Annotated in this window: 11 protein-coding genes; 5 read left to right on the forward strand and 6 right to left on the reverse strand. The window is 71.4% G+C overall.

Going from position 1 to position 15,933, the window contains the following annotated elements:
- Positions 1–25: 25 nt before the first annotated feature.
- The 4 genes from fxsA (at position 26) to fxsT (ending at position 6,271) form a co-directional block, all read left to right on the forward strand.
- Positions 26–208, forward strand: a complete 183-nt coding sequence (fxsA, locus tag AB0J04_RS12335; protein WP_363168299.1) for an FxSxx-COOH cyclophane-containing RiPP peptide — start codon at positions 26–28, stop codon at positions 206–208.
- A 267-nt stretch (positions 209–475) separates the two neighbouring features.
- On the forward strand, positions 476–1,621 hold the full coding sequence (locus AB0J04_RS12340) for an FxsB family cyclophane-forming radical SAM/SPASM peptide maturase (RefSeq protein ID WP_363168300.1): 1,146 nt from the start codon (positions 476–478) through the stop codon (positions 1,619–1,621).
- Positions 1,621–3,096 carry an HEXXH motif-containing putative peptide modification protein gene (locus AB0J04_RS12345; protein WP_363168354.1) on the forward strand — a complete coding sequence of 492 codons (1,476 nt, stop codon included), beginning with the start codon at positions 1,621–1,623 and terminating at the stop codon, positions 3,094–3,096. The genes AB0J04_RS12340 and AB0J04_RS12345 overlap by 1 nt, the downstream gene beginning before the upstream one ends.
- Positions 3,097–3,229: 133 nt before the next feature.
- The gene (gene fxsT / locus AB0J04_RS12350; protein WP_363168301.1) at positions 3,230–6,271 is read left to right on the forward strand and encodes an FxSxx-COOH system tetratricopeptide repeat protein; all 3,042 of its coding nucleotides are present in this window, start codon (positions 3,230–3,232) and stop codon (positions 6,269–6,271) included.
- 80 nt (positions 6,272–6,351) lie between these two features.
- Here the strand turns inward: fxsT and AB0J04_RS12355 are convergent, their stop codons facing one another.
- The 4 genes from AB0J04_RS12355 to AB0J04_RS12370 all read right to left on the reverse strand — a co-directional run bounded on the left by AB0J04_RS12355 (position 6,352) and on the right by AB0J04_RS12370 (position 13,107).
- Positions 6,352–10,155: a multifunctional oxoglutarate decarboxylase/oxoglutarate dehydrogenase thiamine pyrophosphate-binding subunit/dihydrolipoyllysine-residue succinyltransferase subunit gene (locus AB0J04_RS12355; RefSeq protein WP_363168302.1), complete on the reverse strand. Its 3,804-nt coding sequence runs from the start codon at positions 10,153–10,155 to the stop codon at positions 6,352–6,354.
- 302 nt (positions 10,156–10,457) lie between these two features.
- Positions 10,458–11,561 (reverse strand): ATP-binding protein, encoded by a 1,104-nt coding sequence (locus tag AB0J04_RS12360; protein ID WP_363168303.1) that lies wholly within the window; start codon positions 11,559–11,561, stop codon positions 10,458–10,460.
- A complete protein-coding gene (locus tag AB0J04_RS12365) occupies positions 11,558–12,298 on the reverse strand; it encodes a response regulator transcription factor (RefSeq protein WP_310433446.1) in 741 nt (246 codons plus the stop codon). Before AB0J04_RS12365 ends, AB0J04_RS12360 begins: the two co-directional genes overlap by 4 nt.
- A 122-nt stretch (positions 12,299–12,420) precedes the next feature.
- The gene (locus AB0J04_RS12370; RefSeq protein WP_363168304.1) at positions 12,421–13,107 is read right to left on the reverse strand and encodes a spermidine synthase; all 687 of its coding nucleotides are present in this window, start codon (positions 13,105–13,107) and stop codon (positions 12,421–12,423) included.
- Positions 13,108–13,336: 229 nt separating this feature from the next.
- Between AB0J04_RS12370 and AB0J04_RS12375 the strand changes: the two genes are divergently transcribed.
- On the forward strand, positions 13,337–14,110 hold the full coding sequence (locus AB0J04_RS12375; RefSeq protein ID WP_363168355.1) for a rhomboid-like protein: 774 nt from the start codon (positions 13,337–13,339) through the stop codon (positions 14,108–14,110).
- On the opposite strand, the gene AB0J04_RS12380 is transcribed toward AB0J04_RS12375, so the two are convergent.
- Together AB0J04_RS12380 and AB0J04_RS12385 are read right to left on the reverse strand one after the other, a co-directional pair.
- Positions 14,107–15,123 (reverse strand): DUF5954 family protein, encoded by a 1,017-nt coding sequence (locus tag AB0J04_RS12380; RefSeq protein WP_363168305.1) that lies wholly within the window; start codon positions 15,121–15,123, stop codon positions 14,107–14,109. The two genes, AB0J04_RS12375 and AB0J04_RS12380, sit on opposite strands and share 4 nt — an antisense overlap.
- Positions 15,124–15,253: 130 nt before the next feature.
- Positions 15,254–15,910, reverse strand: a complete 657-nt coding sequence (locus tag AB0J04_RS12385) for a GNAT family N-acetyltransferase (protein ID WP_363168306.1) — start codon at positions 15,908–15,910, stop codon at positions 15,254–15,256.
- Positions 15,911–15,933: the final 23 nt, after the last annotated feature.

Genomic DNA, 15,933 nt, shown 5'->3' on the forward strand with positions numbered 1-15,933 from the left:
GGTCGAGTCGGGAGGGGTGGGCACGATGGACGTACGGGGCGAGTCCGCGGGGGTGACGGGGGAGCAGCTGCCGGATCTGCTGGCGCTGGATCTCGCGGAACTGGGCACGATCGAGCATCCCGTGCTGCGGGAGGTGGTGGAGGAACTGCGGGACCGGGCGGGGAAGTCGACCGACATGCTGTGGGGCTTCGACTCGGTACTGCTCTGACCGCGCTGCTCTGACCGGGCTGCTCCGACCGCGCTGCTCTGACCGGGCTGCTCCGACCGCGCTGCTCCGACCGGGCTGCTCCGACCGCGCTGCTCCGACCGCGCTGCTCTGACGGCCCCGTACCGCACGGGTTCGATCGTTTGAAGTCGATTCCAGTCTCTTCTGTGCAGGACTCGGACAAGTTCGGTCGCGCGGGGTTTGTGCACGGCATCCACCCGGGAATGCGCCCCATGCGGCACGCAGGGCCGACGGCATGGGGGTGCTGGGGTGTCTGGACAGGGCTTCCGGCAGTTCATCGTGAAGATGCACGGCCGCTGCAACCTCGCCTGCACCTACTGCTACCTGTACGAGGGCCCCGACCGCACCTGGCGTACCCGCCCCGGGGCCGCCGCCCCCGAGGTCCTCGACCGCACCGCGACCCGTATCGCCGAACACGCGCGCAGCCACGCCCTGACGGCCGTCTCCCTCGTCCTGCACGGAGGAGAGCCCCTGCTGGCCGGCGCCGAGACGCTGGCCGGCTTCACCGCCCTGGTACGCGCGCGTGTCCCCGCCCACTGCACGGTCCACGCCGTCGTCCAGACCAACGCCACCCTGCTCACCGCACGGCGGCTGGCCGTCCTGGCCGACGGCGGCGTCAGGATCGCCGTCAGCCTCGACGGCGGCCTCGCCGCGCACAACGCGCGCCGCGTCGACCACGCGGGTCGCCCGTCCTGGCCCGCCGCCTCGCGCGGGGCCCTGCTGGTCGCCGAGCACGCCCCGCAGGCGTACGCCGGCATCCTCACCGTCGTCGACGTCACGCTGGACCCGGTGGAGACCTACGAGTCCCTCCTCGCGCTGCGTCCGCCCGCACTGAACCTGCTGCTGCCGCACGGCAACTGGTCCGCCCCACCGCCGCACCGGACGGGCGCCCGGCACGGGGAGTGGCTGTCCGCCGTCTTCGACCGCTGGTGGACGGCCGGCCGGCGGGAGACCCGGGTCCGGCTCTTCGAGGAGTGCGTCGCACTGCTGCTGGGGCTGCCCTCGGCCACGGAGGCCCTGGGCCTCGCGCCCTTCGACGCCGTCGTGGTGGAGACCGACGGCTCGATCGAGCAGGCGGACTCCCTGAAGTCCGCGTACGACGGCGCCGCGCGGACCGGCCTGGACGTCTTCCGGAACACCTTCGACGAGGCGCTGAGGCATCCGGCGGTGGCCGTCCGGCAGGCGGGCGTCGCGGGCCTCGCGGACCAGTGCCGAAGCTGTCCGCTGCTGACGGTCTGCGGCGGCGGCCACTACGCCCACCGCTACCGCGCCGGACACGGCTTCCGCAACCCCTCCGTGTACTGCGCCGACCTCCAACACTTCATCCACCACGTCGCCACCCGCCTCACCGCGGCCACGCCGGTTCCGGTCGCCCGCGAACGGAGCGCACCGTGATCCGGCCGACGGTCCCGGACCGGATGCTGGCGGAGTTGGGCCGCACCGAGGCGGGCCCCGACACGCTCGCTCTCCTGGTGCGGGACCAGGACACCCGACGCCTGCTCCTGCTGCGCGCCGTGCTCGACGCGGCCGACGCCGCGGACCCTGCCGTCTGCTCCGTCGGCCGAAGGGCGCGCCTGCGCGACGACTGGGCCCTCCTCACCGAGGCCGACAGCCCCCGGCCGCCCGACCCCGGGCACCCCCGACCCCACGGTCAGCGGCCGGGGCGGCACGGTGTCGGGCTCACGCCCGCCCGGGCCCGTCTCTTTCATCCGTTGACCGGGCCGTGGGCGCTGAGCTGCCTGCGCGGGCTCGACGACCGCAGCGGACCGCCGGACGAGCGGCGGGCCCGTCGGCTCCGGCAGGACCTCGCCCACTTCAGCGCCGTAGCCGCCGTGGCCGCGGCCCGCGCCGGGATCCCCTTCGCCGTACGGCTGACCGCCCGCGCCGGGGCGCTCACCCTGCCCTCCCTCGGCTCCCTGCGCACGGCCGCCGCCGGCGACGTCCCGGTCGACGTCACCCACCGGGACGGATGTCTGGCGATCCGTCAGCCCGACGCGCCGGACGTCTTCGTGCGGCTGGAGCGCGGGATCGGCGCCTGGTCCGGTGCCCTCGCCTGGACGCCCGCGCACGCCCTGCCCGGACTGCTGCCCGGCACCGCGCCCATGCCCCTGGACGACGTCGACCCCTACCGTGCCGGGCCCGGCCCCCGCCGTCGGACGCTCGACGGAGCGGCCACGCTCGACCACACGGACTACAAACGATGGCTCCAGGCATGGTCCGGCGTCGCGGCCGCGCTGCGCACCGGCGGCGAGCACCGGGTGGCCGAGGCGCTCGCGCTGCTGCGCTGTCTGGTGCCGCTGGAGCGCCCGCCCGGCGCGGGCGCCGACGGGCGGGACAGCCGCAGCGCGACCCGGCACGAGGCGTTCGGCGCGCTGCTGGCCAGCCCCCCGCAGCACGCCGTGGCCCTCGCCGCGACCCTCGTCCACGAACTCCACCACACCCAACTGGCGGCCCTGGCCGATCTGGTGACGCTGCATCACGCCGGCCCGGAGGCCCGGTACTTCGCCCCCTGGAAGACGGATCCCCGCCCCTACGACGGCCTGCTCCACGGGGTCTACTCCCATCTGGCCCTCGCGGACTACTTCCAGCGTCGTGCGCTCGTCACGCCGCCGCCCGACGCCGAGTACGCCTGGTCCCGGCACGCCCGCCACCGCGCCCAGGTCGGGGCGGCCCTGCCCGCCCTGGTCGGCTCGCCCGACCTCACCGTCCGAGGGCGCCGTCTCGTCGACGAGATGACCGCCACATACGAACGCATGGCCGAACATCCGGCGCCCCGAAACCACACGGCCCGGGCACAGGCCTACGTGAAGGCGGTGCGCGCCTTGTGGACACAGCGTCATACTCCCGCGCTGCCACGCCCGAAACCATGAGGATGGCCTGCGCGGGGCCCTCCGGTGCGCGAAGATCGTCGGGCCGAGGCGCGCGCTGGAGAAGTCGGCGGGCTTACGCGCGACGCGCCGAGGTCCTAGGATTTTCGAGGTACTACGTGCTGGAGGCCGCTGCATGTCTGGAGCTCGTACGCCGGTCGGGGCAACCGGGAGGGGGTCCGCGAGGCAGACGGTCACGATCCACTTCGCGGGATTCAACCGGGCCTGGGCGGCCTGGATCGGTGACCGGCTCGAACGACGCGGCCTGCGGGTCGTGTACCTGCGCTGGGACTCCCCGGCGGAGGTCCCCCTGGTCGACCTGTTGCGCGACCTGGAACTCGCCGAGGGCCGCATCCTCATCGTCGTCAGCGAGTGGTACTTCCAGCTCGGCCCCCGGACGCAGGAGGAGTGGAACGCGGCCCTGCGCGAGGTCGTCGCCCCCGACCCGTCGCGGTTCGCCGCCGTCTCCGTGACCACCGCGTCCGTGCCCGCGGCGACCGCCGTCCTCGCCCCGGTCGATGTGACCAACATGGGCGCCGAGGAGGCCGAGCGCCGCCTGTTCGACCGGCTCGACCTGCCGCTCGACCCACTGCCCGAGGCGCCCGACGGCCCCCGCCGCGGCCCCCGCTTCCCGGCGGCCATGCCCGAGGTCTGGGGCGGGGTGCCCCGCCGCAACACCCGCTTCACCGGCCGCGAGTCGCTGCTCAACGACGCCTACCACCTGCTGCAAGGGGCCGAGCCGGGCGCCGGCGTGGTCACCTTCCACGGCATGTCCGGGGTGGGCAAGACCCAGATGGCCGCCGAGTACGTCTACCGGTTCGGCTCCGAATACGACGTCGTGTGGTGGGTCAACGCCGAGAAGCGGGTCACCTACCGGCGGCTGCTGGCCGAACTCGCCCCGAAACTCGGGCTGCAGACCGGCCAGGAGTACGGTGAACGGCTGCGCTCCGTCCGCGACTCGCTGCGCCGCGGCGACCCGTACGGGCGCTGGCTGCTGATCCTCGACGGAGCGGACGAACCCGACCAGGTCTGGGACCTGGTGCCGACCGGCCCCGGCCATGTCATCATCACCTCCCGCAACCCCGAATGGACCGAGCACAACAGCAAGTTGCTGGAGGTGCCCGTCTACGCCCGGGACGAGTCGGTGGCGTTCATCCGCCGCCGCGCCCCACGGCTGTCGGAGGTGGAGGCCGACCAGCTCGCCGACGCGCTGGAGGACCTGCCGCTGCTGCTGGACCAGACGGCGGGCTGGCTGAACGACTCCGACCTCTCGGTGCGGCAGTACATCGCCCTGCTGGACGGCGGTATCGACAGCGACGTGGTGAAGGTGTCGGCGGACTTCCCGCTCGCCTTCCAGACCGCCTGGTCGATACTGCTGAACAAGCTCCGCGAGACCGTCCCCGAGTCGGTCGACCTGCTGCGGCTGTGCACGTTCTTCGCCCCGGGCTTCATCCCCGTCCGCCTGCTGCGCGAGATGTCCAGCGACCAACTGCCCGAACAGCTCGCCGGACTCCTCAACGACCCGCTGCTGTGGAACAAGGCGATCAACCAGCTCCGCCAGTACTCCGTGGTCCGACTGGAGTCCCACGAGACGGCCGGCGACGAGGGATCCCTCTCCGGCGAGTCGCTGTATCTGCACCGCATGGTCCACCAGATCGTGCACAAGGACATGCCCGACGTGGACCGCAAGGAGTTCATCGACGTCGTACGCCAGGCCCTCGCCGCTGCCGACCCGCGCAGGCCCACCGACCCCGACCTGTGGCCGGGATACGCCGAGATCGTGCCGCACCTGAAGTACGCGGACGTGCTGCAGACCCAGGACCCGGGCGTCCAGCGGCTGGTCTTCAACTGCCTGCGCTACATGTACTTCTCCGGCGAGTACAACGCCGGCATCAAGCTCGGCGAGCGCGCGATGAAGGCCTGGCGCGAGCTGCTCGGCCCGACCCACCCCAAGATCTGGGAACTGACCTACCACTACACCAACCTGCTGCGGGCCGTCGGCGACTACGCCTCCACCGAGGCCGTCAGCCGCGCCGCGGCCGAACATCTGAAGGCCGAGCGCGGCCCCCAGGACCTGGAGCACCTGCGGGCCGCCGCCGGCCTCGCCGCCGACCTGCGAGGCCTCGGCCGCTACGACGAGGCGCTGGAACTCTCCCAGTGGGTGCTGGTCGCCTACCGCGACCTGCTCGGCGAACAGGACTCGCGCAGCCTCAACTCGCTGAACAACCTGGCCGTCTCCCTCCGGCTGCTCGGCCGCTACCAGGAGGCCCTGGACCACGACCGGCGGACGATGGAGTCCCGGCGCCAGCTGCTGCGGGCCCGGCATCCCTGGACCCTCGGCTCCGAGATCTCCTACGCCATCGACCTGCGGCTGCTCGGCCGCTACGCCGAGGCGGAGTCGATCCAGTCGAAGAACGTGCGCGAGATCCGGCTCGTGATGGGCCCGGACAACCCCCAGACCCTCAAGGCCGAGCACAACCTCGCCCTGTGCCGCTACCGGCTGGGCGAGCGGGACCGCGGCCGCGACCGCGCGGGCGAACGCGAGGAGCCCGGGGACCTGCTGTCCAGCGTGCTGGAGCGCGGCGAGCGGGTGCTGGGCGAGACCCACCCGCTGACCCTGATCTTCGCGACCGCCCAGAGCTGCTACGCCCGCGAGCACGGCGACATCGACCGGGCCCGCGAGCTCAGCGAGGCCGTCGTCGCCCGCTACGAGATGATGCTCGGCGACGGGCACCCCTTCGTCGCCGGCGCCCGCGCCAACCAGGCGCTGATCCTGCGCAACGTCGGCGAGCGGGAGGCCGGTCACGTCCTCCTCGAACAGGCGCTGGCGGCGATGACCGAGGCGGTGGGGGAGAACCATCCCTGGACGCTGGGCTGCGCCCTGAACGCCTCGGCCCTGCGCAATATCGTCGGCGACACCGAGAGCGCCGCCGACCTCAGCCGGGAGACGGTGACCCGGGCCGTCGAGTCGCTCGGCCGCACCCACCCGCTGACCCTGTCGGCCCGTATCGCCCACGCGGCGGACCTGCGCGGACTGCGCGACCGGCGGCAGGCCGAGAAGGTCGAGCAGGAGGCCCTCTCGGACCTCGACTCGACGCTGGGCAGCAAGCACCCGCACACCGTCTCGGCCCGCTCCCGCAACCGCCCGTACTGGGACTTCGAACCCCAGGTGATCTGAGCCCGGCACGGGCGAAGGGCCCGGCCCCCGGAGACTTCCGGGGGCCGGGCCCTTCGCCCGTGGTGCGGGTGACTCGAGGACTACGCCTCGAACACCTCGGTCACCAACTGCTCCTGCTCCGCCTGGTGCCGCTTGGCGGAACCGACCGCCGGGGACGAGCCGTGCGGGCGCGAGATGCGCCGCAGCCGCTCGCCGTGCGGGACGTCCGCGCCGACCGCGAGGTCCAGGTGGTCGATCAGGTTCAGGGCGATGAACGGCCATGCGCCCTGGTTGGCCGGCTCCTCCTGCGCCCAGATGTACTTCTCGGCGTTCGGGAACTTGTTGACCTCGGCCTGGACCTCCGCGCCGGGCAGCGGGTACAGCCGCTCCAGCCGGATGATCGCCGTGTCCGTGACCCCGCGCTTCTGCCGCTCGGCGTCCAGGTCGTAGTAGACCTTGCCGGTGCAGAAGACGACCTTCTTGACCGCGTTCGGGTCGACCGAGGCGTCGCCGATGACCGGGCGGAACTGCCCGCTCGTGAACTCCTCCGCCTTCGACGCGGCGGCCTTGAGGCGCAGCATCGACTTCGGGGTGAAGACGACCAGCGGCTTGTGGTGCGGGTTGTGCACCTGCCACCGCAGGAGGTGGAAGTAGTTCGACGGGAGCGTCGGCATCGCGACCGTCATGTTGTTCTGCGCGCAGAGCTGGAGGAACCGCTCGACACGGGCCGAGGAGTGGTCCGGGCCCTGGCCCTCGTAGCCGTGGGGGAGGAGCAGCGTGACACCGCTCGTCTGGCCCCACTTCTGCTCGGCGGCCGAGATGTACTCGTCGACGACCGTCTGCGCGCCGTTGACGAAGTCGCCGAACTGCGCCTCCCACATCACGAGCGCGTCGGGACGGGCCAGCGAGTAGCCGTACTCGAAGCCCATGACCGCGTACTCGGAGAGGAGGGAGTTGTAGACGTTGTAGCGGGCCTGGTCCTCGGCGAGGTACTGGAGCGGGGTGTGCTCCTCGCCCGTCTCCCGGTCGATGAGGACCGCGTGCCGCTGGCCGAAGGTGCCGCGCTGGGAGTCCTGGCCGGACAGCCGGACCGGGGTGCCCTCGAGGAGCAGCGAGCCCACGGCCAGCGTTTCGCCCATGCCCCAGTCGATCGTGCCGTCCTCGACCATCGACGCCCGGCGCTGCAGCTGCGGCAGCAGACGCGGGTGGACGTGGAAGTAGTCGGGGATGTTGACCTGGGACTCGGCGATCCGCTTCACGGTCTCCGTGGAGATCGCGGTGTTCACGGCGACCGGGAACTCCGCGTGCGGGTCGGAGACCGCGCCCGCGGCCTGCTGCGAGGTGATGGCCTCACGGACCTCCGTGAAGACCTTCTCCAGCTGGCCCTGGTAGTCCTGGAGCGCCTGCTCGGCCTCTTCCAGGGTGATGTCGCCGCGACCGATGAGGGACTCGGTGTAGAGCTTGCGCACCGAGCGCTTCTTGTCGATCAGGTCGTACATCAGCGGCTGGGTGAAGGCCGGGTTGTCCGACTCGTTGTGACCGCGGCGGCGGTAGCAGATGAGGTCGATCACCACGTCCTTGTTGAACGCCTGACGGAACTCGAAGGCCAGGCGCGCGACGCGCACGACGGCCTCGGGGTCGTCGCCGTTCACGTGGAAGATCGGGGCCTCGATCATGCGGGCCACGTCCGTGGCGTACATCGAGGAACGCGACGACTCGGGAGCCGCCGTGAAGCCGACCTGGTTGTTGATGACGATGTGGACCGTGCCGCCGGTGCGGTAGCCGCGCAGCTGAGACATGTTCAGGGTCTCGGCCACCACGCCCTGGCCCGCGAAGGCCGCGTCGCCGTGCAGGGCGACCGGCAGGACGGTGAAGTCCGTGCCGCCCTTGTTGATGATGTCCTGCTTGGCGCGGCTGATGCCCTCGATGATCGGGTCGACCGTCTCCAGGTGGGAGGGGTTCGCGGCCAGCGAGACCTTGATCTGCTCGCCGTCCAGACCGGTGAAGGTGCCCTCGGCGCCCAGGTGGTACTTCACGTCGCCGGAGCCGTGCATCGACTTCGGGTCGAGGTTGCCCTCGAACTCGCGGAAGATCTGCGCGTACGACTTGCCGACGATGTTGGCGAGGACGTTCAGACGGCCGCGGTGGGCCATGCCGATGACGACCTCGTCCAGCCGCGACTCGGCCGCGCTGTCCAGCACCGCGTCGAGCAGCGGGATGACGGACTCGCCGCCCTCCAGGGAGAACCGCTTCTGGCCGACGTACTTCGTCTGGAGGAAGGTCTCGAAGGCCTCCGCCGCGTTCAGTCGGCGCAGGATGCGCAGCTGCTCCTCGCGCTCCGGCTTGCTGTGCGGGCGCTCGATGCGGTCCTGGATCCAGCGACGCTGCTTCGGGTCCTGGATGTGCATGAACTCGACGCCGGTGGTGCGGCAGTACGAGTCGCGCAGCACGCCGAGGATGTCGCGCAGCTTCATCAGGGACTTGCCCGAGAAGCCGCCGACCGCGAACTCGCGCTCCAGGTCCCACAGGGTGAGGCCGTGCTCGGTGATGTCGAGGTCGGGGTGCTTGCGCTGGCGGTACTCCAGCGGGTCGGTGTCGGCCATGACATGGCCGCGGACCCGGTAGGAGTGGATCAGCTCGAAGACGCGCGCGGCCTTGGTGACGTCGTCGTCGTGGCTGGCGTCGATGTCCTTGAGCCAGCGGACCGGCTCGTAGGGGATGCGCAGCGCCTCGAAGATCTCGTCGTAGAAGCCGTTCTCGCCGAGCAGGTAGTTCGCGACGATCCGCAGGAACTCGCCGGAGGCCGCGCCCTGGATGACCCGGTGGTCGTAGGTCGACGTGAGCGTCATGACCTTCGCGATGCCGAGCTTGTTCAGGGTGTCCTGGCTGGTGCCCTGGAACTCCGCGGGGTAGTCCATCGAGCCGACGCCCATGATGACCGACTGGCCGGGCATCAGACGCGGCACGGAGTGCACGGTGCCGAGGCCGCCGGGGTTCGTCAGCGAGACGGTGACGCCGGTGAAGTCGTCCATCGTCAGCTTGCCGTCGCGGGCGCGGCGGACGATGTCCTCGTAGGCCTGCCAGAACTCGAAGAAGTTCAGCGTCTCGGCCTTCTTGATGCCGGCGACGACGAGCTGGCGGTCGCCGTTGGCCTTCACCAGGTCGATGGCCAGACCGAAGTTGACGTGCGGCGGCTTGACGAGGGTGGGCTTCCCGTCCTTCTCCGCGTAGTGCCAGTTCATCGACGGCATGGCCTTGATGGCCTGCACCATCGCGAAGCCGATCAGGTGCGTGAAGGAGATCTTCCCGCCCCGGGCCCGCTTGAGGTGGTTGTTGATGACGATGCGGTTGTCGAACAGCAGCTTCACCGGGACCGCGCGCACGGACGTGGCCGTGGGCAGCTCCAGCGAGGCGTTCATGTTCTTGGCGACCGCGGCGGACGGACCGCGCAGCGTCACGAACTCCGGGCCCTCGGCGGCCGCGGCGGCGGGTGCGGGCTTCGCGGCGGCCGGGGCCGCCTTCGCCGGGGCGGGAGCCGCAGCCACGGGGGCGGGAGCGGCGGCCGCGGGCTTCGGCAAGGTGGCCGGGGCCGGCGCGGGGGCGGGAGCGGCGGGCGCGGCCGGGGCCGCAGCAGCCGGGGCGGCGGGCGCCGGGGGCGTGCTGGTGGTCGCTGCGGCCCCCGCGGCCGCAGTACCCGCCGGAGCCGAAGGCGCGGCGGCCCCCGGCTTGTAGTCGGCGAAGAAGTCCCACCAGGCACGGTCTACCGAGTTCGGGTCCTGGAGGTACTGCTGATAGATCTCGTCGACGAGCCACTCGTTCGGTCCGAACGCAGCCGCGGGATTCTTGCCCGCTTGGTCTGCGTCGGTCGAGACACTCGATGCGTTACTGGGGGACTGTGGCGACACGGCGGCAACCGCCCTCTTCCGCTTCACAAGGTTATGGACAGCGGGAATAAAGGCTACGCCCCCGGGAGGGTGAAGGTCAGGTCGAGCCGGGCCATCGTCGCGTAAGTCACATCGGAAAGCGCGTTTCGCGGACGGAAATGGCGGGAAACAAGCGCGGTTGCGCTGCAAAAGGGAAGTGTTGATGCAGGTCGCGCACGCCGAACGTGCGAACCCGTGCCGACCTGGGCCGGTCCTCTGCCTGATCACACGTGTCCGACTGCGCGAACTGCCGTGGATCTTGTGGCTCCGGTTCGAACTTTACGTCAACTTGGGACGGATGACTCTCCCGGAAGGGTGATAAGAATCCGGCAACCCCGCTCGGATTCGGCCACCCCGATCCGGCCGCCGTGAAGATCGACCGCCCAGCGGGCGATCGCCAGCCCCAGGCCCGTGCCGCCGTCGCTGCCCGGACCGTGCGGCCGGCGGACGGCTCCCCGGTTGAACCGCTCGAACACGCGATGCCACTCCGAGCGCGGAATGCCGGGCCCCTCGTCCAGGATCTCCAGCTCCAGCGACTCCGGCTGCGGCCCGCGCCGCGCCTTCACCGTCACCCGTCCGTGCGGGGGGCTGTGCTTGACCGCGTTGTCGATCAGGTTGGCGACGACCTGGTGGATGCGCTCCGGATCCGCGTGCGCGGTCAGCTCCGGCGGGGAGACGTCCAGATGCAGATGGACGTCCGTGCGGGTGTGGTTGCCGCCCGAGCCCATGGTGGCGCGCGCCGAGGCAACCATGTTGGCCTCCTTCAGCACGCCCGACAGATACGGCCACACCTCGAAGCGCCGCCTGCGCAGCGGGACGACGCCGTTGTCGAGGCGGGACAGGTCCAGCAGGGTCTCCACCAGCCGCCCGAGCCGCTCCGTCTGCTTCAGGGCCGTGCGCATCGTCTCGGTGTCGGCCTCGGCGATGCCGTCGACCACGTTCTCCAGGACGGCGCGCAGGCCCGCGATGGGCGTGCGCAGCTCATGCGAGACGTTGGCCACCAGCTCCTTGCGCTGCCGGTCCTGCGCCTCCAGCTCGTCCGCCATGACGTTGATCGTCTGGGCCAGGTCGCCCAGCTCGTCACGGCGGTTCTCGCGCACCCGGCGGGTGTAGTCGCCGTGCGAGATGGACCGGGCCACCGTGTTCATCTCGTCCAGCGGCGCGGTGAGCGAATGCGCCACGAACTGCGTGATGAGCAGTGTGGCGATCATCGAGAAGACCGTGATGAAGCGCAGCTCCGTCTTGGTGTGCACCGCGATCATCGACAGACCGGTCGTGATCAGCACCGAGATCACGACCAGCGCGCCCAGCTTGGTCTTGATCGAGAACGGGCGTACGCCGCCCCAGGGCTCCCCGGGGCTTCTCGGTCCGTCCGGCCCGGAGCTCATGGCGTCGGGGTCTCCAACGCGTAGCCCACGCCGTGCACCGTGCGGATCCGCTCGGCGCCGATCTTCCGCCGCAGCGCCTTGATGTGGCTGTCGACGGTACGGGTGCCGGAGGCGTCCGCCCAGTCCCAGACCTCGGCGAGGAGCTGCTCACGGGAGAGCACCGCGCGCGGGGTGTTCGCCAGGCAGACCAGCAGGTCGAACTCGGTGGGCGTGAGGTGCACGTCCTCCGAGCGCACCCGCACCCGGCGCTGCGCGTGGTCGATCTCCAGCTCGCCGAGCCGCAGGATCCCGCTGCGCGGGGTCGTCGCCGCGATCGCGGCGCGCTCCACCCGGCGCAGCAGCACGTGCACGCGTGCCGCCAGCTCCCGCATCGAGAACGGCTTGGTCATGTAGTCGTCCGCGCCCACGCCGAGCCCGACCAGCATGTCGGTCTCGTCGTCGCGCGCGGTGAGCATCAGCACCGGCACCGGACGGGCGGCCTGCACACGACGGCAGACCTCCAGACCGTCGAAGCCGGGCAGCATGATGTCGAGGATCAGCAGATCGGGCTGCCAGGCCTCGGCGGTGTCGACCGCCGCGGGACCGTCGCCCGCCGTTTGCACGAGGAATCCCTCGGCGCGCAGGCGGGCCGCGATGGCGTCGACGATCGTCGGGTCGTCCTCCACCACCAGGACGCGCCGCTGCGCTCCCGGGGTCGCCGTCGCCGTGCTGTTGTGTGCGGTGTGTGTCTGCTCCATCGCCCGCCCCTGAGTGTGCTTTCCGGAACCAGTGGGGTGATCCCTTGTCTGCGCATGACTGCGGTTGACGCATGAATGATCGGCGTCAGGGGTGCAGCGTACGGGGAGTCACCGCGGGTTTGCTATCCAGGTCGGACGCCGAGGTGCACGACGTCCGGCACGCCTCGGGCAACCTGGATCTCTTCGGTACGCACCTGTTGGAACCCGGCATTCCCCATGGTTCCCTCGAATTCCGGAGAGGGCTGGGCTGACCACACGGCCAGTACTCCACCGGGTCTCAACACCCGTCTGCAGCTTGAGAGTCCGGCCGCCGAGTAGAGGCTGTCGTTGCCCTCGGTGACGGTCCAGCCGGGCCCGTTGTCGATGTCCAGGCATACCGCGTCGAACGTGTCGCATGTCTCATTGACGTAGTCGACGAGGTCCGTTTCGACGATCTTCGTACGGGGGTCGGCGAGCGCCGGTCCGGAGAGCGCGGCCAGTGGGCCGTCGAGGTGCCAGTCGATGACGGCCCGCTCGCGCTCCACCACCGTGACCGCGCTCCAGCGGGGGTCGGCGGCGGCGTGCGCGAGCGAGAAGCCGACGCCGAGGCCGCCGATCAGCAGGTCGGGGGCCGGACGGTCGTCCAGCGCGTCCCGTGCCGCGTCCACCAGCAGTCGTTCCGAGCGGCCGTCCGAGGTGTCCATCAGGAAGCAGCCGTTGGCGATGATCTGGAGCAAGTCCCCGTGCTGGCGCAGGACGATCTCACCGTAGGGGCCCTCGCGACGGTCCAGGACAAGCGGCGCGTCGGGGATGTCGTACGGGGTGGGCATCGGCCCATCCTGGCAGTTCCCTGACGGTTTGTTGAGGGAATTCCGTGGGTGACGAGTGCGGTTGACGCACGCTTGTTCGGAAAAGGCTCTGGGCTCCCAGGAATCAGCAGGGAGGAGCCTCGGAGCTTCCTGTGAATCGGCTTCGACGTGGCGCCCGTCACAGACAGCGGTCGCGCGTGACACGAAAGGTGGAGTGAAACGGAAGGAGCGCCTCACGGTGGAACTCACGGTGGATGGCACGGTCGCCCCCACGGGCGCGGCCCTGCCCGACGTCTCCGGACTGCCCGACGTCTCCGGACTGCTGGACGCCATCCCGGGCCAGCGCACTCCGCACCCCGCCGCGCAACCGGCCATGCAACCGGCCGCGCAACCGGCCGCGGAGCCCGACGCGACGGACTCCCCACCCCGCTTTCGGCTCCCGGTGCCCTTCACCCTCGCCTACGCGGCCGTCCTCGCCTTCACGTCTTTCCTGACCTCGCAACTGGACCCCACCCTCGTGCACGCCCTGCACCAGGGCTTCAGCACCGACGTGGCGCACCTGTCGCAGACACCGGTGCTGGTGCTGGTGGGCAGCGGGCTCTGGGTGGCGGGCGGCTTCGCCTCGCTCTTCACGCTCAGCTTCCTGGTCGTCCTCACCCTGCTGGAACGGCGCATCGGCGGGCTCCGCACGGCGCTCGTCTTCCTGCTCGGGCATGTCCTGGCCACCCTCGCGACCGAGGTGCCGGTCGGTCTGGCCGTGCTCGTGGGCCGGCTGCCCGACAGCTCGCTGCACCGCCTCGACTACGGCATCAGCTTCGGCGTCGCCGCGAGCGTCGGCGCGTTGGCCGGGCTGCTCAAACCCTGGCTGCGCTGGCCCCTGCTCGCCGCCTTCGGCGGGATGCTGCTCCAGGACCTGATCGCCTTCACCGACCCGCTGACCAACTGGGGCCACCTGATCGCCCTGACGACAGGCATCGCCACCTGGCCGTGGATCCGCCGCGGAGATCCATCAGAAGCCCCCTAGTCCTCGAACTGGACCGTGCCGTCCTCGTGCAGGGTCGGGTGGAGCTTCATGGGGCCGTACTCGTCGACGTCCGAGGGGCGGGGCGGCTCGGGGCCGTCCGGGCCCAGGCGGACCATCCGTTCGACACGGCAGATCCGGAACAGCCGATCCTCCACGCGCGCCTCGTCGGCCCGGCCGGCGGTGCGGAACGCCTCCGCGGCCCGCGCGTAGAGGGCCTTCTTCCGCTCGTCGAAGCGGTACAGCATCGCCCACACGCGGGACATCCCCTCGTACAGCGTGCGGCGCGCCTCGTGCGGGGTCGCCGCCAGTGCCCCGCACGGGGTCCAGCCCGAGTCGTCGCGTTCGGCCACCGAGAAGCCGACGGGCAGCCGGACCACGTCCGGGTGCGTCCTGGTCGCCCGCGCGGAGTCCGCGCGCACGTCGGCCGGGAACCGGGCCCCCGTGTACGTGAAGTCGCGCAGGCCGAGCCGCAGGGCGCCCGCCATCGGGCCCTCGTCCCGGCCGGGGTCGAGGACGAAGCCCACGTCGGGTGACGGGGCGGCGCTCTGGTCCTCCCAGGACGGGGCCGTGGTCTCCGGGTCGGTGGGCCGGGGCGGTTCCAGACCGTCGTCGCCGGTGCGGGCGAACTCGTCGCCGCGCACCACCCGGTAGCGCACGCCCAGCGCCTCCACCTCGTCGGCCGGCGCCCTCTCCAGCACGGCCACGGCCGCCAGCAGCTCACGCCGGGCGGCCGGGTCGCCGGCGCCGTCCTTCGCCTTGAACCACAGGTGCGAGTTCAGCCCGTCCCGGGCCTGCTGGGGCATGCCGTCCACCATCGGTTTCAGCAGCCGCCAGCGCGGATGGGCGGCCGGGTCGCGCGCGGCGATGCCGAAGACGGGCCCGCGCAGCGCGATGTGCGGATATCGCCGGGAGGCCTCGACGGCGTCCGCCTCCGTCACCCAGGCGACGGGGTCGTCGCGGCGGACCAACTCGGCGTGGAGGGCGTCGAGACGTCGCTTCCAGTCATCGGTCATATGCGCATTGTGGTCGGGTGAGGGGATGCTTCGGGGCGAATGCCGGAAGTGAGCGGGGTACGGGGAGGGGGCGCGAGGGGCGTGCCCCGTCGTGCGGCGCCGGAGGGTGCGCCCTCTCGGCCGCCTGACGTCACCCGCGCGTGCTTCCGGTGAACTTCGCGCTGGTCAGCGGCGACTCGACGCGCCAGCCCAGCGACTCGTACAGCCCCCGTCCGGCTGGTGTCGCGCCCAGTACGCCGGTCTGCGCTCCCTGTGCGACCGCCGTGCACTGGAGCGTGCGCATGACGAGGGTGCCGAGCCCGCGCCGGAGGTGCCCGGGGGACGTCTCGATCTGGTCGACGACCGCCGTCGCGCCGGTCGGAGCGATCTGTCCGCGCGCGGCCAGAGAGCCGTCCGGGGCGACGATCATCGTGCGGGTGACGCCGCCGATCGACCAGGTGCGCTGCCGGTAGCCGTCGGGGACCGGGCCGGCCGGGGCGTCCGTCAGCGCGGCCGACATCAGATGGCCGGGCTCGGGATCCGTCCACCAGTCCGGCCCCAGCCAGGCCCCGGTCACCGCCGGGTCGGCGAACACCTTCAGCCAGACCCCCGCCCCGGTGACCGAGCCGGCCACGTTCCGGACGGTCGCCTCGTCGACGTCGTCGTTCGTCGCGCCGAGGACGTGCCGGGTGACGTGATGGGTGCCCGTTCCCACGTCGATGGTCCAGCCCCACGGCTCGACCACGGGCGGAGCCGCCCCGCGCGACACGACCCAGCCGTCCACCCAAGCCTGTGCGAATACGTTCATATCGACTCCAGTCGCGATCGCCC

Source organism: Streptomyces sp. NPDC050263 (genome assembly GCF_040655955.1).
GTDB lineage: Bacteria > Actinomycetota > Actinomycetes > Streptomycetales > Streptomycetaceae > Streptomyces.

What these genes read in the sequence shown, in the direction of transcription:
- fxsA (WP_363168299.1), top strand. Translation starts at nt 26, where the DNA reads ATGGACGTACGGGGCGAGTCCGCGGGGGTGACGGGGGAGCAGCTGCCG.
- AB0J04_RS12365 (WP_310433446.1), bottom strand. Translation starts at nt 12,298, where the DNA reads ATGGAGCAGACACACACCGCACACAACAGCACGGCGACGGCGACCCCG.
- AB0J04_RS12385 (WP_363168306.1), bottom strand. Translation starts at nt 15,910, where the DNA reads ATGAACGTATTCGCACAGGCTTGGGTGGACGGCTGGGTCGTGTCGCGC.
- AB0J04_RS12380 (WP_363168305.1), bottom strand. Translation starts at nt 15,123, where the DNA reads ATGACCGATGACTGGAAGCGACGTCTCGACGCCCTCCACGCCGAGTTG.
- AB0J04_RS12370 (WP_363168304.1), bottom strand. Translation starts at nt 13,107, where the DNA reads ATGCCCACCCCGTACGACATCCCCGACGCGCCGCTTGTCCTGGACCGT.
- fxsT (WP_363168301.1), top strand. Translation starts at nt 3,230, where the DNA reads ATGTCTGGAGCTCGTACGCCGGTCGGGGCAACCGGGAGGGGGTCCGCG.
- AB0J04_RS12360 (WP_363168303.1), bottom strand. Translation starts at nt 11,561, where the DNA reads ATGAGCTCCGGGCCGGACGGACCGAGAAGCCCCGGGGAGCCCTGGGGC.